Source organism: Streptomyces sp. NPDC127197 (genome assembly GCF_042672405.1).
Classification (GTDB): domain Bacteria; phylum Actinomycetota; class Actinomycetes; order Streptomycetales; family Streptomycetaceae; genus Streptomyces; species Streptomyces flavusporus.
In genome coordinates this window covers 177,069-197,556 of the sequence record NZ_JBHXVG010000002.1, presented here as the reverse complement: position 1 = coordinate 197,556, position 20,488 = coordinate 177,069, and the positions used below count along the sequence as shown (strand labels likewise).

Annotated in this window: 20 protein-coding genes and 1 pseudogene; 15 read left to right on the top strand and 6 right to left on the bottom strand. The window is 68.9% G+C overall.

Features of this window, described 5'->3' with window-relative positions:
* The first annotated feature begins 15 nt into the window (after positions 1 to 15).
* The 8 genes from ACFVJQ_RS03570 to ACFVJQ_RS03535 all read left to right on the top strand — a co-directional run bounded on the left by ACFVJQ_RS03570 (position 16) and on the right by ACFVJQ_RS03535 (position 6,627).
* Complete coding sequence (locus ACFVJQ_RS03570) at positions 16 to 960, top strand: type II secretion system F family protein (protein WP_385780615.1); 945 nt, start codon at positions 16 to 18, stop codon at positions 958 to 960.
* A 16-nt stretch (positions 961 to 976) separates the two neighbouring features.
* Positions 977 to 1,864 (top strand): DUF5936 domain-containing protein, encoded by an 888-nt coding sequence (locus ACFVJQ_RS03565; protein WP_385510861.1) that lies wholly within the window; start codon positions 977 to 979, stop codon positions 1,862 to 1,864.
* A 23-nt stretch (positions 1,865 to 1,887) separates the two neighbouring features.
* Positions 1,888 to 3,465 carry a sensor histidine kinase gene (locus tag ACFVJQ_RS03560; protein ID WP_385781018.1) on the top strand — a complete coding sequence of 526 codons (1,578 nt, stop codon included), beginning with the start codon at positions 1,888 to 1,890 and terminating at the stop codon, positions 3,463 to 3,465.
* 45 nt (positions 3,466 to 3,510) lie between these two features.
* Positions 3,511 to 4,431, top strand: coding sequence for a response regulator (locus tag ACFVJQ_RS03555; protein ID WP_385780612.1), 921 nt, complete (start codon positions 3,511 to 3,513; stop codon positions 4,429 to 4,431).
* 151 nt (positions 4,432 to 4,582) lie between these two features.
* On the top strand, positions 4,583 to 4,780 hold the full coding sequence (locus tag ACFVJQ_RS03550) for a Flp family type IVb pilin (RefSeq protein ID WP_385780609.1): 198 nt from the start codon (positions 4,583 to 4,585) through the stop codon (positions 4,778 to 4,780).
* Positions 4,780 to 5,376, top strand: coding sequence for a pilus assembly protein TadG-related protein (locus ACFVJQ_RS03545; RefSeq protein WP_385780606.1), 597 nt, complete (start codon positions 4,780 to 4,782; stop codon positions 5,374 to 5,376). The genes ACFVJQ_RS03550 and ACFVJQ_RS03545 overlap by 1 nt, the downstream gene beginning before the upstream one ends.
* Positions 5,377 to 5,410: 34 nt before the next feature.
* The gene (locus tag ACFVJQ_RS03540) at positions 5,411 to 5,992 is read left to right on the top strand and encodes a hypothetical protein (protein WP_224735973.1); all 582 of its coding nucleotides are present in this window, start codon (positions 5,411 to 5,413) and stop codon (positions 5,990 to 5,992) included.
* Positions 5,993 to 6,000: 8 nt separating this feature from the next.
* On the top strand, positions 6,001 to 6,627 hold the full coding sequence (locus ACFVJQ_RS03535) for an OmpA family protein (protein WP_385510855.1): 627 nt from the start codon (positions 6,001 to 6,003) through the stop codon (positions 6,625 to 6,627).
* Between the two features lie 854 nt (positions 6,628 to 7,481).
* On the opposite strand, the pseudogene ACFVJQ_RS03530 reads toward ACFVJQ_RS03535, so the two are convergent.
* Positions 7,482 to 7,709: pseudogene (locus ACFVJQ_RS03530) on the bottom strand (transposase); the annotation flags it as partial.
* A gap of 38 nt (positions 7,710 to 7,747) precedes the next feature.
* Positions 7,748 to 8,302, bottom strand: a complete 555-nt coding sequence (locus tag ACFVJQ_RS03525; RefSeq protein WP_385510853.1) for a GNAT family N-acetyltransferase — start codon at positions 8,300 to 8,302, stop codon at positions 7,748 to 7,750.
* Positions 8,303 to 8,462: 160 nt separating this feature from the next.
* Here ACFVJQ_RS03525 and ACFVJQ_RS03520 point away from each other — a divergent pair, with 160 nt between their 5' ends.
* Genes ACFVJQ_RS03520 through ACFVJQ_RS03500 form a run of 5 tightly spaced genes read left to right on the top strand, consistent with a single transcriptional unit; the run spans position 8,463 to position 13,524 of the window.
* Positions 8,463 to 8,789, top strand: coding sequence for a hypothetical protein (locus tag ACFVJQ_RS03520; protein WP_385510852.1), 327 nt, complete (start codon positions 8,463 to 8,465; stop codon positions 8,787 to 8,789).
* 53 nt (positions 8,790 to 8,842) lie between these two features.
* Positions 8,843 to 9,577: a hypothetical protein gene (locus ACFVJQ_RS03515; RefSeq protein ID WP_385510851.1), complete on the top strand. Its 735-nt coding sequence runs from the start codon at positions 8,843 to 8,845 to the stop codon at positions 9,575 to 9,577.
* Positions 9,570 to 10,295 (top strand): hypothetical protein, encoded by a 726-nt coding sequence (locus ACFVJQ_RS03510; protein WP_385510850.1) that lies wholly within the window; start codon positions 9,570 to 9,572, stop codon positions 10,293 to 10,295. The genes ACFVJQ_RS03515 and ACFVJQ_RS03510 overlap by 8 nt, the downstream gene beginning before the upstream one ends.
* Positions 10,292 to 12,175: a carbamoyltransferase C-terminal domain-containing protein gene (locus ACFVJQ_RS03505; RefSeq protein ID WP_385510849.1), complete on the top strand. Its 1,884-nt coding sequence runs from the start codon at positions 10,292 to 10,294 to the stop codon at positions 12,173 to 12,175. The genes ACFVJQ_RS03510 and ACFVJQ_RS03505 overlap by 4 nt, the downstream gene beginning before the upstream one ends.
* Positions 12,176 to 12,222: 47 nt before the next feature.
* Positions 12,223 to 13,524, top strand: coding sequence for an MFS transporter (locus ACFVJQ_RS03500; RefSeq protein WP_385510847.1), 1,302 nt, complete (start codon positions 12,223 to 12,225; stop codon positions 13,522 to 13,524).
* An 864-nt stretch (positions 13,525 to 14,388) separates the two neighbouring features.
* On the opposite strand, the gene ACFVJQ_RS03495 is transcribed toward ACFVJQ_RS03500, so the two are convergent.
* The 3 genes from ACFVJQ_RS03495 to ACFVJQ_RS03485 form a co-directional block, all read right to left on the bottom strand.
* The gene (locus ACFVJQ_RS03495) at positions 14,389 to 15,468 is read right to left on the bottom strand and encodes a sensor histidine kinase (protein WP_385780599.1); all 1,080 of its coding nucleotides are present in this window, start codon (positions 15,466 to 15,468) and stop codon (positions 14,389 to 14,391) included.
* Positions 15,461 to 16,138 (bottom strand): response regulator transcription factor, encoded by a 678-nt coding sequence (locus tag ACFVJQ_RS03490; protein ID WP_385510844.1) that lies wholly within the window; start codon positions 16,136 to 16,138, stop codon positions 15,461 to 15,463. Before ACFVJQ_RS03490 ends, ACFVJQ_RS03495 begins: the two co-directional genes overlap by 8 nt.
* Positions 16,139 to 16,206: 68 nt before the next feature.
* Complete coding sequence (locus ACFVJQ_RS03485; protein ID WP_385780596.1) at positions 16,207 to 16,911, bottom strand: VanZ family protein; 705 nt, start codon at positions 16,909 to 16,911, stop codon at positions 16,207 to 16,209.
* A gap of 29 nt (positions 16,912 to 16,940) precedes the next feature.
* On the opposite strand from ACFVJQ_RS03485, the gene ACFVJQ_RS03480 reads away from it, so the two are divergent.
* Positions 16,941 to 17,156, top strand: a complete 216-nt coding sequence (locus ACFVJQ_RS03480; protein WP_385510842.1) for a hypothetical protein — start codon at positions 16,941 to 16,943, stop codon at positions 17,154 to 17,156.
* 92 nt (positions 17,157 to 17,248) lie between these two features.
* Here the strand turns inward: ACFVJQ_RS03480 and ACFVJQ_RS03475 are convergent, their stop codons facing one another.
* Complete coding sequence (locus ACFVJQ_RS03475) at positions 17,249 to 17,893, bottom strand: DNA alkylation repair protein (RefSeq protein WP_385781015.1); 645 nt, start codon at positions 17,891 to 17,893, stop codon at positions 17,249 to 17,251.
* Between the two features lie 230 nt (positions 17,894 to 18,123).
* Between ACFVJQ_RS03475 and ACFVJQ_RS03470 the strand changes: the two genes are divergently transcribed.
* Positions 18,124 to 20,457, top strand: coding sequence for a Tox-REase-5 domain-containing protein (locus ACFVJQ_RS03470; RefSeq protein ID WP_385780593.1), 2,334 nt, complete (start codon positions 18,124 to 18,126; stop codon positions 20,455 to 20,457).
* The last annotated feature ends 31 nt before the right edge of the window (positions 20,458 to 20,488 follow it).

Below are 20,488 nucleotides of genomic sequence, written 5' to 3'. Positions count from 1 at the left end.
GCAGGAACCGTCCCCATGGAACTCCAGACCCTCGTCTCGCTCACCACCGGCATCACCCTGCTGACCTGCGTCCTCGCCGTGGCCGGACTGCACGCCTACGCCACGGGAAAGGCCCAGCGCCAGGCACTGGTCGACCGCCTGTCGTCCACGGGCCAGATCCCGGTGGTGGGCCGCCGGCGCTACTTCCGTGATCTGGACCGCCGGCTGCGTCGCACCCGGCCGGGCCGGAAACTGGAGCTGCGGCTGGCTGCGACCGGCCTGGACGTGACACCGGGCGAGTTCTTCGCGGCGATGCTCGCCACGGTCGCGGGTCTGTGGCTGATCGGCCAGGCCACCCTGGCCCCCTTCTTCGGCCCGATCGCCGGACTGCTGGGCATATGGGTGGCGCTGCAGTTCATCAACTGGCAGCGGCAGAAACGCATCGAGAAGTTCATCAACCAACTCCCCGAACTGGCCCGCATCCTGGCCAACGCCACCCAGGCCGGCCTCGCCCTGCGCACCGCGATCGGCATGGCGGCGGAGGAGCTGGAGGCGCCCGCGGGCGAGGAACTGGCCAAAGTGGCCAACCAGTTGGCGGTCGGTGCGTCGATGGACGACGCGCTGGGAGAGTTGGCGGACAGGCTCCCCTCGCGTGAGCTGGTGGTCCTGGTGACCACCCTGGTGCTGTCCAACCGGGCGGGCGGCCAGGTGGTCAGCGCCCTCAGGAACCTGACGGAGACGCTGGAGGAACGCAAGGAGACCCGACGGGAGATCCGCACCCAGCTCTCGCAGGTGAGCATGACGTCGTACGCGGTCCCGGTGATGGGCGTCGGCTCCCTCTTCCTGATGAACGGCGTCAAGGACGGAGCCCTGGACCGTATGACGGCCTCCCCGGTCGGCCAGGCATGCGTGATCATCGCGTTCGCCCTCTACGCCGTCGGCTTCGTCCTGATCCGCCGTATGTCCCGAATCGACGTCTGAGGCGGAGGGATACCTCATGGCACTTCTGCTCGCACTGCTCATGGGCCTCAGCGTCTGGGGCGTCTTCGCCGGCATCCGGATGTACCGGGCGGAGGCGAAACTGCCCGGCGACCTCGCCCTCGCCCTGGAGGTCGGCTCGACCCGCACGGGCGCGGTGGACTCGCTGGTCGACCGCCTGGGCATGCGGTACGCGCCCGCCGTACTGCGCATGATGGGCCCCAGGCAGGTCGCCAAGTACCGCCGCAAGATCGACCTGGCGGGCAACCCCGGCGGCCTGACGATCGACCGGTACGCGGCACGGCGGGCGGTCTACGGCTTCCTGGGCGGCCTCGGCGGCCTGGTGTTCCTGCTCCAGGGCAACGTGTTCATGGCCCTGCTCCTGTTCGCGTTCGGCGCGTTCTGGACCGAGGTCGGCATCTGGTCGGCGATCCGGCTCCGCAAGGACGTGATCGAACGGACCCTGCCCGACTTCCTCGACGTCCTCGCCGTCGTGGTGAGCGCCGGCCTCGGCTTCCGCCAGGCCCTGGACCGGGTGTCCTCCCGCTACGAGGGCCCCTGGGCCGACGAGATCCGCATCACCCTCCGCCAGATGGACCTCGGCATGAGCCGCCGCCAGGCCTTCGCCGAGCTCCGCCGCAGGAACGACTCCGAGCAGGTCGCGATGTTCGTCACCGCGTTGCAGCAGGGGGAGGAGCTGGGCGCGCCGATCGTCGACACGCTGGTGTCCCTGGCGAAGGACATGCGCCGCACGGACGCCCAGAACGCCCGCCGCAAGGCGGCCCGCGCCGTTCCCAAGGCCACCATGATGATCACGACGTTCATGGTGCCGGCGACGATGCTGCTGTTGGGGGCGGGCCTGTTGCTGGGCTCGGGGACGGACTTCGGCTCGATCACGGGTGAGTGACGACCATGACGACACCGCCGACGATGAAGGAGGGCACGGGCCTTCTGCGCCGCCGCCCCAAGCTGCCTGAGATCACGACGCCGCCCGCGGGGACGGTGTTGCCGGCGCACGTGCGATCGGGGGCGCCGGACATCCCGGTGACGTCGGTTACGCCGGCGTTGCCGGCGGGGTGGGTGCGGGCGGATGGGGTGAGGGCGGACGGCGAGAGGGCGCCGGAGACGCCGACGGAGCCGCCTGCGGTTGCCGTGCACGGCGGGAAAGCCGCCGATGGCGCTCAGCCCCCCCAGGGGCCACCCGCACCTGACCACGATGGCCGCACGGGTGGTGCGGGGGGGAACCCAAACCCGGCCAAAGGCCGGGTGCTCCCCCACACACCCGCACCTTCCATCCAAATCAACGCCCTACAAGCAATGTGCCGGCAGGTATTCGGCTTCCGCCTGGCCATGATCGCCCTCGCCGCCCCCGCCGCCCTCCTCAACGCCAACCCGGGCGTGGGCGCATACCTGGTCGGCGCAGCCGTAGTCGTCACCTTCATGGCGTCCTACGTCCTCTTCAGAGACTGGGAACGCTTCGGCCCCCTCCTCCTCCGCCACCCCTCCCTCCTCGCCCTGGACACCCTCCTCGGCTCCCTCCCTCTGATCTCCGCCGGCCCCGACACCACCCTCGCCTACGTCAGCGTCTGCACCCCCCTCCTCGCCGGCCTCGTCTACAGCTGGCGGGGCGCCGCAGTCTTCGCCTCCCTCCAGTCCCTGATCCTCGTCCTGGTCCACGCCACCCTCACGGACACCTCGGACGCCACCCCCGCCGAAACCCTCCTCCTCCCCGGCCTCTGCGTCATCGCAGGCGCGGTCGGCTCGACCCTGCGCAACCTGATGCTCCGCTTCGGCGAGGCCACCCACGCCCTGACCACGGTCCAGGCCCGCCTGGCCGTCACGGAGGCGGTGGCCGCAGAACGCGCCCGCCTGGCCCGCGAACTCCACGACTCCGTCGCCAAGACCCTCCACGGCGTGGCCCTGGCGGCCGACGGCCTGGCAGGCTCGGCCGGCAAATTGGACCCACGCCTGGTCAAACAACAGGCGGAACTGGTCGCCCGCTCGGCCCGCCGAGCCGCCGCCGAATCCCGCGAACTCCTCACCGACCTGCGCCGAGAGTCGGACCCCGACCACGGCACGGACGTACTCGTCGAACTCGCCGCCCGCACCCGGGACTTCACCACCCGCACCGGCCTCCTGGCCACCTACCGCCCCACCGGCGAACATGCGGTACCCCCCGTCCCCCCAGCCGTGGCCCGCCAACTCCTCACGATCGCGTCGGAGGCGATGGAGAACGCCCACCGCCACGCGGCGCCCACCCGGGTCGACGTAGCAGCAGGCGTACACGGCGACCTGCTCCGCATCACCGTCTACGACGACGGCCGCGGCCTACCCCCCGGCACCACCCTCGAACAACTCCGCCGCGCAGGCCACTTCGGCCTGGTCGGCATGGTCGAACGCGCCGCCTCGGTGGGCGCCCGCATCCGCATCGGCCGCGGCACCCACCCCCGCGGCACGGAAGTACGCCTGGACCTCCCGCTCGCAGCCCTCAACACACCCCCGGCCTGACCGCCGCTTCCGCCCCACGGCCAGAACCAGAAAGGAGGCCGAACGATGCCGGACACCCAGCCCCACCTGCCCCACCCCGGCTCGCCGCCGCCTACTCCGACGTATTCGTCCCAGACCCCGTTCGCCGACTTCCCGCCGCCCCCTCCAACGACCCCCCTCCGCGTGGTCGTTGCCGACGACAACCCGGTGGTACGCGCCGGCCTGACCGCTCTCCTCTCCGGCCGCGAGGACATCACGGTCGTGGCGGAGGCCGCCGACGGCCGCGAGGCCTACGACGCGGCCCAGGCCCACCACCCCGACGTGGTCCTCCTGGACGTCCGCATGCCCGGCGTGGACGGCATCTCGGCCCTCCCGTACCTCGTACGCCTGGCTCCGGTCGTCATGCTCACCTACAGCCGCGAGTCGGAAGTCGTCCAGGAGGCCCTGCGCCGGGGAGCGGGCGGCTATCTGGTCCACGGCGAGTTCACGGCGGATCAGTTGGTGTCGGCGGTACGGGACATCAAGCAGGGCAGGGCCCACTTCACCCCCACAGCAGCAGGCGCGCTCCTGGCGCAACTCCGGCAGGGACAAGGCGGCACGCCCGGTGAACCGCCACTTCCTGACGGCCTGGGCGGAGCGGATGCGACTGCAAACCCCGAAGTCGCGGTGCAAACTGGAAGTCCCCCTCTCAGTCACGTACCTGCACCGCCTATTTCTCCAGAAAACCTTTCGCAGGTGCAACCGGATGTGGCACAGTTGTCGTCGTACCGAGCAAGGTTCCAACTCAGCACGAGGGAGGCGGAGATCATGGACCTCATCGCATCCGGCATGAACAACCAGCAGATCGCCGCCACCTGCTTCATCAGCGAGAAGACGGTCAAGAACCACATCAACCGCATCTTCGCCAAGCTCCACAGCACAAGCCGCTCCGAAGCCGCCGCCAAGTGGCTGGGCACGGCCCCCGGTTCACAGCGGGGACTGGGGTGACCTGCGGTGACCAGTGGGGGGACGAACAAGAGGCGATGGGCCTCGGGTTGGGCCCGTGATTGGGCCCTGGGGCCCTCTGGCGGGAGGGGTGTTCCGCCGTACGTTTCCGGTATCGCAAGCGGCACCGAAGCCGACACCGGAGGGGAACACCATGAGCAACTGGATCAACACCACGGTCACGTACTTCCAGGCCCGCGCCGCCCGCAACGACAAGGGGCAGACTGCGGTGGAGTACCTGGGGATCATCGCGGTGGTGGTGGCGATTGTGCTGGCGATCACGGGTACGGACATCGGGCAGTCCATCTTCGACGCGATCACCACGAAGATCGGCGAGGTCACCGGCGGCTGATGCATCCCCGTAGGTACGGCGACGCAGGGCAGGCCTTCCCCATCTACATCACGGTGGTGGCGGGCCTGCTCTTTCTCGCGTTCGCTTACCTTGCGGTCGGCCAGGCCGCGGCGACCAGGAACGAGGCCCAGACGGCGGCAGACGCCGCAGCGCTCGCAGCAGCCCAGGACAGACGCGACCAGCTCGCGAGGCAGTGGCTGGAGAACGTGCTGGACCCGACCCTGTGGCAGGGCATCTTCGACGGCGATGTGGATGGCCTTGACCTTTCGTGCTGGCGCGCAGACCAACTCGCGGCGCAGAACGGTGCCCACGTGGAGGACTGCGATCCGGGCCTCCTGAGCTACACGGTCAAAGTCGAGACCGACGAGCCCGTGGGGGAGACCATCGTGCCCGGTACGGAGGGTCAGTACGCCACGGCGTACGCAACCGCCGTCATCGAGCCCCGCTGCACTTTCGACCTCCCGGCCGAGGACGCCGGGGACGAGGTGCTGCCCGGGCTCACCTGCAAGGACAACAGGAACTGGGACCTGAACCCGGAGGATCTCATCGAACTCCCGGGACCCGAGGACCTCTTCGACGTCCATCTGGCCGATTGACAAGCGAACGACGAGTGATGAAGGAAGCAGAGGCATGAGCATTCGGTTCACTACGAAGGCCCGCAGGGGGATGGTCGCGTTGGCCGCTGCGGCCGGACTGGCCCTCGGCGTGGCCGGCTGTAGCGGCGGTGGCGGCGAGGACGAGAAGCCGGACAGTTCGGCTTCTGCTTCCAAGGACAGCGGGTCCCAGCCGAGTGCTCAGGAGGGAGAGGCGGAAGAGCCTCTGGCCGAGTTGAAGGGCTCGAACGGACTGCTTCTCCAAGTCACCTCCGCCGAACGGGATTCCGGCGGCTTCGTCACAGTGAACGGCAATCTGAAGAATGACGGCGGCAACAGCGTCGCGGTCCCCGCCGCGCTGAGCGGCAACGAGACCGAGATCATCAGGAACGGCAGGTCGCTGGGCGGCGCAACGCTCGTGGACTCCCAGGGCAAGAAGCGCTACTACGTGTTGCGTGACACGGATGGCCGGCCGTTGACGACCACTGGCCTGTCGACGATCAAGTCCGGCGAGAGCGTGGCTGTCTTCATGCAGTTCCCATCGCCGCCGACGAGCACGACCGAAGTCACCTTCCAGCTCCCGACGTTCGCCACCGCCACCATCGCGATCTCCGGGTGAGGCCAGTCATGACCCACACCCGCCTCACCCTGACCCTCACCGCCGCCACTGTAATGTTCGCCACGAACCTCTACGGCGCCGCGACAGCCCACGCCGACGAGAGCCCCAGCGTCCCCCCGGGCACAGAGGCCAGCGCCTCCGCACCCGTCGAGGTGGACGGGAACGACCCCGACCTGAAGATCCCGGAGGGCGCGACCCTCGCCGAACCGAAGGTCCTGGATATCAAGCAGGTCGTAGAGGACCAGAGCGGAGACGAACGCCGGGAGGACACCAACGCGGACGTGAAGTTCGCCCTGCAGGCGGAGGTGCTGTTCGGCAAGGACAGCGCGAAGCTCAGCGGCGAGGCGAAGTCCCGTATCGCGGCGATCGCGGAGGAGATCAAGACGCAGAACGCGACGAAGGTCCGCGTCTTCGGCTTCACCGACAACCTCGGTTCGTCCGCCCACGGCGACGTCCTGTCCAGGCAGCGTGCCAACGCCGTACACGACGTCCTGGACGGAGAACTGAACGACCCCAACATCACGTTCGAAGTACGGGGCTACGGCGAGCAGTACCCCATCGCCGACAACTCGACGGAAGCCGGTCGCAAGAAGAACCGCCGGGTCGAGGTCTCCTTCCCGCGCACTGAGAGCTGAGGGGGCCCGCCGGGGAGTACCTCGGCGGGACCGCTGCTTCCAAGTGACCGTCGGGGCCGCCCGCTTCTTTGTCAGTGTCGTGCTTCCACGAGCCGCGTCAAGGGCGCTCCACTCCGCTGCGCTGCGTTCCGCGTCGGCTGCGCCGATCGGCCTGCGGCCGACCCTTGACTCGGCTCGTTCCAGCACGGGTGAGAAGCGAGCGAGCGGCCCGGAAAGGCGGGTGTCCCAGGTCGGCCGGCCATGCGGGTGGGTTGGGGGGTGGCCGGGGTTGGGGGCGCGTCAGCGCCTCGCATGCACGCCGGGTGGGCTCAGCGGCCTGCGGGCGGTGGGTGGCGGGCGGGTGGCAGCGTCCGGGGTCTTTGACTGGTAAGCCTTCCTCGGGTTCCGATGCCAGGCGCTGGCCCTGGCGCTGGAACAGTAATTGGCCGATTTGGCTCACCCAGCGGGAGAGAAAGACCAGGTGGGCACTGCCTGCCAGTAAGCCAAATGGGCCAATTACCTACTGGGGTGCGGTCCGTGAGGCTGGTGTGACATCCGTGACTTGCCAGGGTCACCGGCAAGTCCGCGTCCCCGCCCCGCGCCCCTCACCCCGCCTCCCGCCGAGCGGAAGCCGCTGTGCCGACCGGCCTGTCGCGACCGCTTGGCGCGCCCCAGCCACCCACCACCCGCAAGCCGCTTAACCGAACCACCCCCATCGGCCGCAGGCCGCTGAGCCAACCCGGCGTGCATGCGAGGCGCGACCGCGCCCGCCACCCCGGCCCGCTCCGCAACCGACGGAGGCGACCGCCAACCTGGGCCACCCCCGACGGTCACGTCTACAGCAGGTGGTCGGCCTTGCTGGCCTTGATGTCCCGGATGAGGGTACGGAGGGCATCGCGGCTGTCGGAGACGCCGAAGCACGGCGGCAGTGCCCGCCAGGCGCACCCGCTGACCAACACGTAGATGATGGCCGCGAACAACGTCTCATCAGGAGCGTTCGCTGTTCCGCCGCCCTGCGGCCGTGCACGTTGCTCCGGGATCAGCGGCCTGGCGATCTCCCATAAGCCGTCCGGCACGATCCAGCTCCACGTTCCCCGCCCCATGGCGGGTCAACGCCCGCCTCACCACATAGGACACGGTCTTAGTACTCCGAGGGACGTTCGCGCGGGTCGAAGTCGGCCCACAGCATCTCGGAGTCGTGGATCTCGCCGGTCGGCTTCATACCCAGGGCCCTTGCGATGCCAGCTGATGCTCGATGGCCGGGATGCACATGGGCCACGAACCCGGCGACCCCCTGGGTACGCAGCCAGCGGGCCGCGGTGGAGGCTCCTTCCTTGCCGTAGCCGACCCCTTGGAAGGCGTGGCCGACGACCCAGGCGAGCTCGGCCTCCATGCGGTCGGGGCGGGGTCGGTAGAGCGTTGCCTGCACGGTTCCGACCAGCTGTCCCTCGGCTCCCTTCCGCATCATCCAATTCAGCCAACCCTGCCGCCCGTCGGGTGAACGGCCGACGACCTGCCGTCGATAGCGCTGCTCCAGTTCCTCTCGAGTCGGCGGAGTGCCCCCAATCCATTCATGCAAACGCTTATCGTTGAGGATTTCCGCAGCTTCTTCGGCGTGCGCAACCAGTAAGGGTTCCAGATGCAAACGTTCCCCCTGGAGTGGGGTGGCGGTCAGCCAGCAATTCGTTTCAGGCATGGGCCGATCTTAACCCCCGATGGCAAGAGCGCGTCTCCGGCCATATTCGACTCCGCTCACGCAACGGCACTCTGGGAGAAGAAGGGTGATCCTGCTAGCTTCTTCAACTGTTGTACCGAGCAAGAAGATGGGTGTGATACCCGAAAAGGGAGGTACAAGGATGGCAAACGAAACGGAAACGGGAACGGAAATAACCACTCCGAACCCCGACCTTCTGCTCGACGCCGAACTGGACGCGGCCGCTCTGGAAGCCGCGCTTCCCACGCTGGCCGAGAAGCTCGGGCTTCTGTCCGCCGACCTCACCGTGGACGAGCGCGCCGTGCTCAGCTCCATCGTGACCTCGGCCAGCCTGCACCTGCGTGAGCTGCAGAAGGACAACGAGGATGCGCTGTTCATCTTCGCGAAGCCGATCTCGGCGGCGGCCACGCCGGAGATCCGGATGGGTCTGATCGACCTTCCCGAACAGCTCGGGTTCACCGGAGAGTAAGTACGCGCAAGCACCGTCTGTAAAAACTGGAGCGAAAGTCAGGGGATCGAAATATGGCGTCTGCGGAGGAAGCTTCGGCGTTGGTGCAGCGGTTGTCTCAGCTGTCGACGGATCTGACCGCCGCAGAACGGGAGAACCTGAAATTCCTCCTGAGCATGGCCGCGGGCGGTGTGCTCAGCGGCCATGCTCAACAAATTCCGGAGAACTTGAGGGAGAGCGCTCTCGGGGCTACACAGCATTCGCTGCCGAAACTCCAGGCCGGGGGCCGCGACAAATTCCCCACGGGTGTGGTGTTCTACGGGCGGGCACCCTTCTTCTCCGACGCGGACCTCGCCGCGCTGGACCAGGAGTCCCGCGACTGCCGTCCCATCGCCGAGCGCTTCCTCGACCACTACGTGGCCTCCAGTGCCCCCGTGGCCAGGGACATCTCGCTCTCCCAGCCCATCCGCGCCTTCCTCAACGAGGTCGTAGGGCCGGTCGCGCCGACGCGCCGGGCGAACCACCTGTACTACGACGAGCCCGACCTCGGTATCGATCCGCACGTCGACAAGGACGAGTTCTCGCTCAACATCCTCACCATGCTGGAACACCGGTCGAGCAGCGGACAACGGTCCGAACTCATCCTTCATCCGCCGGACCACGAGGCGATCCACTTCCATCTGCGGGCCGGGGAATCCCTGGTCTTCTTTGCGGACAGTGTCACGCACCAGCGCACCCGAACCGTCGAGGGCGAGGCGATCCGGCTGGTGTCCTTCGGCTACCGCACCCTTGGAGGAACACATGAGTGACACGTCGACCATGGGCCGCCGCCTCGCCGGTCTGCACGAGCGGCTCACACCGGCCGAGCAGGCGAACCTGAAGCTGATCCTGGGGCTGTCCGCCGGACGCCTGGTGGCCTCGACCGAGGCCGAGGCGGCGCCGGGCCGCGAAGCGGTGACCGACGCGCTGGAGATGCTCTGCCCCTACGATGTACCGGACCCGCGCGGGGTGCGGTACCGGGGACGCCCCGACTTCCTCACCGACGAACTGCTGACGTCCCTCATCGAGGAGTCCGGGCAGGTCGGCAAGACCGCGCTGCCCTACGACGAGCACTACCTCGGCTACGGCGGCCCCGTCGCCAGCAGCCTGGCGACCAGCCGGGAACTGGCCGACCTGGTGGCCACGGTCGTACCGAAGGCGGAGGCGACCGGGGTGGCGAGCTATCTGTACTACCGCGACGTCGGCCAAGGCATCGTCCCGCACATCGACACCGACATCTTCTCGCTGAACGTGCTGATGATGCTCGCGCACGACATTCCCGAGGGGACACCGGAGCCCTCGGCGCTGCACATGCACTACGCGGACGGCAGTAAAGAGCGGTTCCAGTTGGAGCCCGGCGAGGTCGTCATCTTCCTGGCCGGCACGCAGGCGCACAGCCGCACGCCGATCCGCGAGAACGAGCGGGTTTCCATCCTCACGTTCGGATTCATGCCCGAGGGCGCCCCGCTGGAGAACTACAAGCGATGACAGTCGCCCTCGGAATCCACTGCGGACACGAGTCTTCCTGCGCCGTCGTCCGGGACGGCGTCCTGCTGGCCGCGATCCAGCAGGAGCGGGTCACCCGGCGCAAGTACGACGGCCAGGAGGCGCTGACCAACAGGCTCCCGGTCCGGGAGGTGCTGGCCGCGGCCGGCCTGGCCCTCGAGGACGTCGACGTGATCGTCAGCTCCTTCCAGGCCGCGGGCCCTTCCGGTGTGGGCCTGCAACGGCCGCTGGTGTCGTCCTCCTTCGATCTCTTCGACCCGTTCGACGAGCGCCACCAGGTCGTGTCCCACCACCTGGCGCACGCGGCATCCGCCCTGTACGCGTCGGGCTTCCCGGAAGCGACGGTGCTGGTCTCGGACAGCGCCGGCACCTCGTCACGGGACGGCGCGGACTTCCACGTCCCGTTCGCGGAGTTCTTCCGCACGTACTACAGCGATGCGACGTCCTCACAGCTCTTCACCGAGATGCGTTCCATGTACGCGTTCCGGCAGGGACAGTTCGAGCTGCTGGAGCGGGCGTTCAGCGAACCGCACAACCAGCCGGACGTGTTCGTGCAGAGCGAAGCGAGCCTGTACGACAATGTCGCCCGGTTCCTCTTCCGCAAGGAGCACGCCCACGGCCAGCTGATGGCACTGGCCGCACTGCCCTTCGACCGGCCCGCCCGGGTGACCGCTGACGACATCCTCACTCCGGGTCTCCGGCCGCGGCTGCGCAACGGCTGGCAGATCCTGGAGACGACCACCGACGTCACCCAGAGCGCCGATCTCGCGCACGCGGTGCAGGAGGCGTTCAACCGGCTCATCGTCAGCCATGCCGCACACGCCGTCGAACTCAGCGGGATACCCGACCTGTGCTGCGCGGGCGGTGTCTTCCTGAACCTGTCGGGGAACACCGCCATCGGCGCGCTGCCGCAGGTGCGGAACCTGTACGTGCCGTCCTGTCCCCACGACGCGGGCATCTCCGTCGGCGCCGCCTACCTCGGCTGGGCGCGCACCTCGCGGACACCGCCCGTGGCTTCGGCGAAGGTCACCTCCGATTTCCTGGGACGCGCCGCCGAACCGGTCACACCACAGGAAGCGCAGCGCCAGGGATACGCCGTCTCCGCTACGGCGGACCTGCCCCGGCGGGCCGCTGAGGCACTGCTGGACGGGGCGATCCTGGTCCGGTACGCGGGCCGGGCCGAGTTCGGTCCGCGGGCGCTCGGGAACAGGTCGATCCTGTGCCACCCGGTCGCCTGCGACAACGCCCGGTCCAAGCTGAACCGGATCAAGAAGAGGCAGTGGTGGCGGCCCGTCGCCCCGATGGTGCGGACCGAGGACCTGGAGACCTATTTCATCGGGCCCGGGGAAGCGCCGTTCATGAACTACGACTTCGAGGTGCGCGAGGAATACCGTGCCGTGCTGAAGGAGATCGTGCACGACGACGGCTCGGCGCGGGTGCAGACGGTCACGGCCGACGACAACCCCGCGATCCACGACATCCTCACGCACATAGCGGAGATGGGGCAGATCCCAGTCCTGGTCAACACATCCCTCAACGGGCCCGCCCAGCCGATCATCGAGTCCGCGCCGGATGCGCTGGCCTTCTCCCGGCACCCGGACATCGGGTTCCTGCTCACCGAGGACGGCCTGTTCGCGTCTCCCGCACCGCGCAAGATCCCCGTCCGCCGCGCGGACGCAACGGTGATGGCGGTCTTCGGGACGGGCGATAGCACCCGGTACGTACTGAGCAACAGAGGCGCCCAGGTCTCGGTCGGCCGAGACCTGTTCGTGTCCCTGCTGGAGCAGGAGTCCGTGCTGACCGACAGCACCGCCGCCGACGTCGTCGAGTGCCTGCGCACCGGCGTACTGGCGGAAGCCTGAGAAACCGAACACCCGAGAACAGACACCTGAGAAGAGCCCGAGAACGGATGACGACCACCACCGAACCACTGAGAAGGAGCGACTCGCTGGCGGTATCTCTGCCGGTGGCGAACTTTCTCTCGTTCTTCGCCATCGCCGCCGTCGAGTTCTCGGTGCCGTTCGTCGCCGTGGACTCCCTCGGCGCCAACTCGACGATCGTCGCGCTGCTCGGCATCTGTCGCTTCGCTCCGCAGGTGCTGCTGGCCGGTCCGGCGGCCCGACTCGTCGAACGGTTCGACCAGCGGGCCGTCATGATCGGCTCCGAGCTGCTGCGAGCAGTCGCCTTCGCACTCGCGGCGCTCGGCCTCGCTTTCGCACCTGGCGTGGCGATCGGCGTCTTCTGCCTGGCGAACATCTCCCTGGCCTGCGGCTCCATCCTGACCGCGGTCTCGACCCAGGTCCTGATCCCACAGGCTTTCGCCGACGAAGCCTTGCCAAAGATCTACTCACGCCTTGGTATGGCAGAGTCGTCCGCCGACGCGGCGGCACCTTTTGTGACCGGCCTCGGCCTGGCCGCTTTCGGCCTGACGCCCACGTTCGGCTCGGCTGCGGCGCTGGCCCTGGCCGCGTGCGGGCTGCTGGCGCGCATCCCGCGCGTGCGAGTACCGAGCAGCAGCGAGTCCGACGAAAAGGTCGGGGAACCGGGCCCCACGCAGGCAGACCCGGCGGAGGGCGCCGCCCCTGCCCAGAAGAGCACGCTGCGCGGCGGCCTGGCCGTCAACTTCCGCACACCGGCGCTGCGCACCGTTACCGTCTGGTCTCTGTCGTACAACTTCGGACAGTGCGTCATCGAGGCCGTCCTGCTGATCACGCTGCTTCATACGACGCCCCTGTCTGCGGCGGCTTACGGCGTCATCCGCAGCTGCTCGGTGCTGTTCGCCGTTCTCGGTGCATATGTCGCCGAACGGCTCCCGCGAGCGCTCCGCAGCGGATGGGGGACCTCGCTGTTCGGGTGCGGGGCGGTCGGCGCCTACACAGTGATCGGGCTCGGAGCGTACTGGGGCGGCACCGGGGGACTGCTGCTTGTGCTCGCGGGATTCGTCATCGACGAGTTCTGCTCGGGTGTCGTCTTGGTCCGAGTCCAGACGTTCCGCGCCCGGGCCATCACCGACGCGGAACGGCCCATGGCCACAGCCTCCTACCGCGCTGCGAACCTCACAGCGGTACCCGCAGGGCTCGCGGTCGGCGGAGTCGCCGGCGTGCTGATGAATTCAGCCACCCTGTTGCTGACCATTGGGCTCCTCATGGTCATACCAGCAGTCATGATCTGGTCCCAGGCGGTTCGGGAATCCGAGCCCACCACGGCCTGACCGCGCGCTGATGCGGAGAAGATGAAATTCGGCGAACGACAGTTCCTGTTCCAATCGTTGAGCCGGCCCCGAGGGGCGCTCACTCCGGACGCCCCGTGCCACCATCAAGGGGCGCCGCCTCACCACCAGCGCGTGCCGAGTTCGTCGAGTTCGGCACGGCGTCGGTCGGCCAGCGTCTCCGGATCGACGTCGAGCGTTGGCGGCCCAAAGGCGGAGCTCGACCTCCTGCAGGCCGTCAGCGTCCGCTTGACGGCCTGCGACAGTAGCGACGGCTCCAGGCTCAATGTGCTTCTGGTGACGTTCAGATGGCCTTTGCGGGCGGGGAACTGGCGGGCGTCGCGGCGAGGTTGAGGATCCGCTTGCGGTCATGTGTGCGCTTGATCGGCCGCTCGTGCTCGACGGCGGATTTGAGGGCGAGAATGTTCTCGAGCAGCCAATGCCGTGCAGGCAGCGCCTTCTCCTAGCCGAGTTGCTGCGGCCTGCACCCAGCGCCCCGGGTCCTAACCGGTGCCGCGATGAGCAGCGCCAGCGGCACACAACCCGCGAACGCCTGAGCAGGTGGCCCAACCTCGGGCAGTCTCCCGCCGAGTGAATCTTGCGCCGGGCTCCGTGCACCACACCTGTTGCACCCGCTATGGTCGTCCCGACCGCTTCTGAGCTGCGTGAACTCGAACCGCACGCTCGCGGCGCCCTGGAGAAACTCGCTGCTCACGGTTCGGGACTTCGATGCGGACCTGGACCGCCGGGAGGCGACCGCACGTCGGATCTTCGACAACCTCAGCGCTGTCGGACGGTACGAGCTGATCCTCGTACGGGACCTGCAACAGTTGATTGCCTACAGTGGGCCCCGCTCGGAGACGATGCCTACGGCGTGTCGGGAAGCCGGACCGTGACGAGGAGACCGCCGGCGGGGCGGGGGACGAGGTCGAGGGTCCCGTCGTGGGCGCGGACGATGCTGTGCACGATGGCCAGGCCGAGGCCGACGCCGGCGTGCTCGTCGGTGCGTACGCGTTCCGTTCCGCGTTGGAAGGGTTCGGTGAGGGTCGGTACCAGTTCCGGTGGGAGCCGACGGCCCGTGTTCTCGACCCGCAGCACGCTCGTGTCGCCGTGCGCCTCGGTGTGGACCGTCACGGTGCCGCCGGCGGGGAGGTTGTGGACGATGGCGTTCTGGACGAGGTTCGTCACCATCCGCAGCAGGAGCTCCGCGGAGCCGCTGGTCCGGGCCGCCCCGCCGGTGACGTCGAGCGTGATCCGGCGCTGTTCGGCGAGGGGAAGCAGCGTTTCGGCGGCTTCTTCGGCGATGAGGGAGAGGTCGACGCTCTCGCGGGTGAAGTTTCCGCGGTCGCCGCGGCTGAGCAGCAGGAGGGCCTCGGTGAGGTCGATCGCCCGCGTATTGACAGCGTGCAGGCGTTCGATGAGTTCGTCCCGGTCCCGCGTGGGGTCCTTGCGGGCGACGTCGAGGAGCGTCCGCGAGATCGCCAGCGGGGTGCGCAGTTCGTGGGAGGCGTTCGCGGCGAACCTCCGCTGCTCGGCGACGTGGGACTCGAGTTGTTCGAGCATCGAGTCGAACGCGTCGGAGAGTTCACGGAATTCGTCCTGGCGGCCCTTCATACGGATCCGGTGGGACAGCGACCCGTTCCCGGCCATCCGTGCCGCATCCGTGATCTGTGTGAGTGGTGCGAGCATCCGGCCGGCGAGGATCCATCCTCCGACGAGGCCGAACACGAGCAGCAAGGCCAGTGCTACGGCCGCGGCGCGACCGAAGACGCGCGAGAGGAGGTACCGGTTGGGTGAGATCCCGAGCAAGCCCTGGGGACTGTCGGGTACGTAGCGCAGCAGGAACACCCACACCACGGCCAGCAGGACAGCGCCGGTGACGAGGACGAGTCCGGCATAGCTGATGGTGAGTTTCAGGCGGGCGCTGAGTCCTGGGCGTCTATTCATCGCCACGGTGCCCGGTGTCGATGCGGTAGCCGACGCCGGGCACCGTGGCGATGACCCATGGTTCGCCGAGCCGTTTGCGCAGTGCGGAGACGGTGATGCGGACGGCGTTGGTGAGGGGGTCGGTGTTTTCGTCCCAGGCCCGTTCCAGCAGCTCTTCGGCGCTGACGACCCCGCCCTCGGCGGCGACGAGGACTTCCAGCACGGCGAACTGTTTGCGGGTGAGCGCGACGTAGCGTCCGTCGCGGAAGACCTCCCGGCGGAAGGGGTCGAGCCGCAGGCCCGCGATCTCGCGGACCGGGGGCCGGGCGTACGCGCGTCTGCGGTCGAGCGCCCTCAGCCGCAGGACGAGCTCCCGCAGCTCGAACGGTTTGGTGAGGTAGTCGTCGGCGCCGAGCTCGAACCCGGACGCCTTGTCGTCGATCCGGTCGGCGGCGGTGAGCATGAGGATCGGGATGCCGCTGCCGGAGGCGACGATGCGCCGGGCGACCTCGTCGCCGGAGGGGCCGGGGATGTCGCGGTCGAGGACCGCGAGGTCGTAGGAGTTGACGCTGAGCAGTTCCAGGGCGGAGTCGCCGTCGCCGGCGATGTCGGCGGCGATCGCCTCCAGCCGCAGACCGTCACGGACGGCTTCGGCCAGGTAGGGCTCGTCCTCCACGATCAGTACGCGCATGTCCGAAGCCTAAGCAGCGCAACATATCGCCGACGTATGCAGAGACGTGTGCACACCGGACACGCGACTCAGCCTGCCGGTGCCGGCGCGGGGCGAGGCTGGTCCGACGGCTCTTCCGCCGTAGTGCGCCACCAGCGGCGCGACGCCAGCGCGGCCAGCACGGTGCCGGCGGTGTTGACCAGTACGTCGTCCACGGAGGACACCCGGTCCAGCCGCAGGACGTACTGTGCGGTTTCGACCAGGACCGAGCAGCCCGCCCCGAGCGCCAGGATCCGCGGCACGGACGCCAGCGCCGCGAACCGCATCGGGGCGAAGAACCCCAGCGCCGCGAAGACCAGCAGGTTGCCGACGATCCCGAGCGGTCCCATCGTGACCAGGTCTCGCAGCGGCACCAGGCTCACCCGGGCGGGGACGATGCCGGCCCCGGCGCCCGGCATCATGGTCAGCCACAGGAACGGCACCGTCCCGTGGACCATGCCCACCTCGGCCAGCGACATCCGCCACGCCGAGGTGACGCCGGCGGCACGCCGACGGCGCGCCAGCGCCCACACCACCAGCCCGGCCAACGGCAGCGCGACCAGCGTCATGAGCACCACACCGTTGAACGTGTCGAAGCAGCCGTGCCACCGCCCGGCCATGCACCTCGGAGCGGACATCATGAGCGGCCCCCGCACGATGAACACGGCGCCCGCCAAGCCGAGGATCGCCAGGCTGAGGAGCACGATCCTGCGCGCGCGGCGGGGCCGTGTTGACAGGGATGCGTCGTGGTTCATGCCCTCATTGGAGACGGAGGGCCGTTGCGGTGGCGTATGCGATTTTCGATACGCCCGCGATACACGGAACTCCCGGCATCAAGGAACTGGCGCAAGCCGGCAGTGAGACGGTCCCGCCGCTGGTGATCGCGCCGGCCCAGCTACTGCAGGTGCTGGACGACTCGTCCGTGAACATCGCACTGCCGCGCATCCAGGACGAGCTCGCCGTCACGCCCGCACATCTGCGCTGGACCGTGAACGCCTGAAGGCTGTAGGCGAGGTGAGGCCCCTCACAGCCGGTTCCTATCGGGTGCCGCGTTCTGAGGGAGTAGCGGCACGAGCATGAGCGCGAACCTTCCTACTTGTCGTGCTGTCGGCGCACCATCTCGGTGATCCAGATGGGCGCGAACGGAGACGTGCAGCCCGGGGAAGTCGGGTAGTCCTTGAGTACCTCCAGGCGCTCACCGATGTCGATTGCACGGGTGCGGTGCTCGGCGTGCTCGATCCCGATCTGAGCCAAGCAGTGATTCATCGCCCACTGCAGGCGATCCGGGGCGTCTTTCATCTCCGCCTCGATGACGTCGAGCAGTCCTGCGAGGTCGAGGCCCTCGGGCTTCTTCGTCACGCGTTCGGTGGTCAGTGCCCAGCCGGCACTCGCGACCACTGGATCCGGATCGGCGGACCAGGCCAGGCGCAACTCTTCGGCGTGCGGGTTTTTCTTCACCACGTAGTTCACGAGCCAGTCGTGCACCTTGGGTGCGCGCGCCTCGCGCACCATGACGTCCAACTCGTCACGCTCGAACGCCTTCGGGCGGCAGATCAGGATGGCCAGCAGTCTCGCCGCGGTGTCATCCGTCTCCCAGAGCCGGCACGCGAGTTCCTGCTGCGTCTTCAGCCGCTTCGCGAGCGCGCGCAAGTTGCTGAGGTTCACACCGTGATCGTCACCGTGCTTCTCGTTCACCGCGCGTGTCTTCGGGTCCTCGAGCTCGGCCAGCTCGGCCATCACCTCGGCGACCGTCGTCTCGGTCCGCGTCGTCTCGGCCACCTCAGCCTCCTGTCCGTCACGTGCGGGATTCACCCTATCTCCGACCACCTGACCCACCCGGTGCCTGTGGAGTGGGCGTGGATTTGGGTCCTCGGGCCCATGTCCGCAGGTGGTCCCCTCCCTAGCCTCTGGCGGTGAGGTAGGGGCTGAACGTGCCTCTATCCGGCCTGAGTTGAGGAGGCGGGGGCATGGCCTCGGTCGGGGGAGTGCCGGAGTTCGGGGGTGCGGGGCCGTCGGAACGGCATGGGCGGCGGGACATGCCCGGGCCGCTGTCGGCGGCTCTTGTTCTCGTCCATGTGCTGTTCGCGGTCACCGTCGTGGGCGGGCTCGGCCTGCTCCTCACGGCGGCCTCCGTGGACGCAGTGGATGGCTGGCTGCTGGCGCACGTCGCGTACGCGGCCACGCCCGGGGTGCTCGGGTGGTGGCTGGCCCGGCGTACCCGGGTGGGCGGGAGCTGGGTCTGGGGCGGGCTGATTGCCGTACAGGCGTGGCTGGTTCTGGGCTCCTTGTCCAACCTCACCGACGGGTCGGCCCGGGGGTTCACCCAACTCCTGCTGCCTGTCCTGATTCTGTACTTTCTGACGCGGTCGGAGAGTCGCGACTGGTATCGCCTTCCCGTATCCGATCGGCCTGCCCGCCGTCCGTTCTCCCTGTCCCGGATGATCCGCTGGCGCCGGGACGAGGGACAGACCGCGGTGGAGTACGCGGGACTTGTCGCGGTCGTCGTCGCCATCGTCGGGGCGCTCGTCGTCAGCGGGCTCGGTACGCAGATCCTCACCGGGATTCAGGCGCAGGTGTGCCGGGTGACCGGTACGGCGTGTCCGGCTCCGGAAGGGGGTGGCGATGTCACGGCCGGGGACGGAAGCGACGGCAACGGCGACAGCGGCAGCGATGGCGGCAACGACGGCCCAGGCAGCGGCGACGACGCCCCTCCTGCCGACGACGGCTCCACGTCCGACGACCCCTCCGCCGAGGATCCCGCCCCCGACAGCCCCAACGACCCCGCCCCCGACGACCCCTCCGTAACCGACCCCGTCTCCGCCGAGGACGAGATCGACGAGCCCCCGTACGAAGACCCCACCGCCGACGACGGGGGCGACGAGGGCGACGAGGGCGGGGACGACGGCGAGGGCTGTTTCTCCGGCTTCGGCGCGTTCTTCAGTTGCGCCGGTGATCAGGTCACGCAGGTCGGTGAAGGACTCTTCGTCGACGGTATCGGCGGCGACCTCGCCGGGATCTGGAACACGGTCACCAACCCGGTCGACACCTGGAACGGCCTGATGGACTACGGCCGTTCGCTGGGCGAGGAGTGGTGGGACAGCACCGCGGACGCCCGCGACATGTGGGGCGACGGCGATTATCCGGGCGCGGTCCTGGACTGGGGCGGCGCTTCGCTGGGAACCGGTGGCACGGTTCTGTTCGACATGTTCGTCGGCGACGACGTCGTGGATCAGTGGAACAGCGGCAATGAGACGCGTGCCGTCACCACCGTCCTCTGGAACGTCGGTTCGCTGTTCATTCCCGGCTACAACGTCGCGAAGGTCGCCGAGAAGGCCGGCACCCTCGGCAAACTGAGCCGACTCGCCGACAACGCGGCCGAGGCGGCGCAGGACGCGCGGCGGGCGGCCAGGGCCGGCGATCTCGACGCGCTGGAGGATGCGGCGAGGCGGGCCGACGAGGCGGCGGACGAGGCGGAGGAGGCGGCCCGTAGGACGGGCTGCACCATCACCGCTCCGGTTCGGGACGTCCCGTACGGCACGGCCCCCGGCCTCAGTGGTGACGCCGGTTCCGGCACCACCGTTCTCGCCGCCGCGCCCGCCCGCGTCCCCTACGGCGTACGGGCGAACGGCGGCTGCGACGAGGAGGCCAGGGAACAGGCGAGGCAGGCGCGCGAGCAGGAGCGGCAGGCCTACCTGGAACGCAAGCGCGCAGAGGAGCCGGCGCGGGCCCAGCAGGCCCTGGAGAACCGGCGGCAGTGGCCCGAACCCGAGCACGGCGACACCCGCGACCCGCGCAACTACAACCCGCCCGACTGGGCCGACGACCTGGAGAGCCGCACCTACGGAGACGCCGACGGCGGCGACGGTTTCTGGGCCGGTCGGGACCGGAACCCCGAGCCCAACTGGAGGAACGAGTCCTGGCTGCGCTACCAGGAGCAGGTCACCGGTACGCAGCGCGGGTACGAGTACGTCGTCCCGCACCCCGACCCGGACGTGCCGGACGTCGAGTTCGACGGCTGGGACGGCTCCCGGGGGACGTATCTGGAGGCCAAGAACGGTTACGACAGTTTCCTGACCGCCGATCGGACGGAACTCACCCCGTCCGGCCGCGAACGGCTGCTCACGGAGGCCCGCCGGCAGTCGGAGGCGGCGCGGGGCAGGGGCATCGAGTGGCACTTCTCCAATCCGGAGGTGGCCGACGCGGCGAGGGACGCGTTCGAGGACGCGGGCCTGGACATCGAGGTGGTCCACACCTCGCCGGAGCCGGTCGCCGGCGACCGCAGGCCCGAGGCGTTCGACTAGCGGGGCGCGGACGCATCCGCGTCCATAAAGT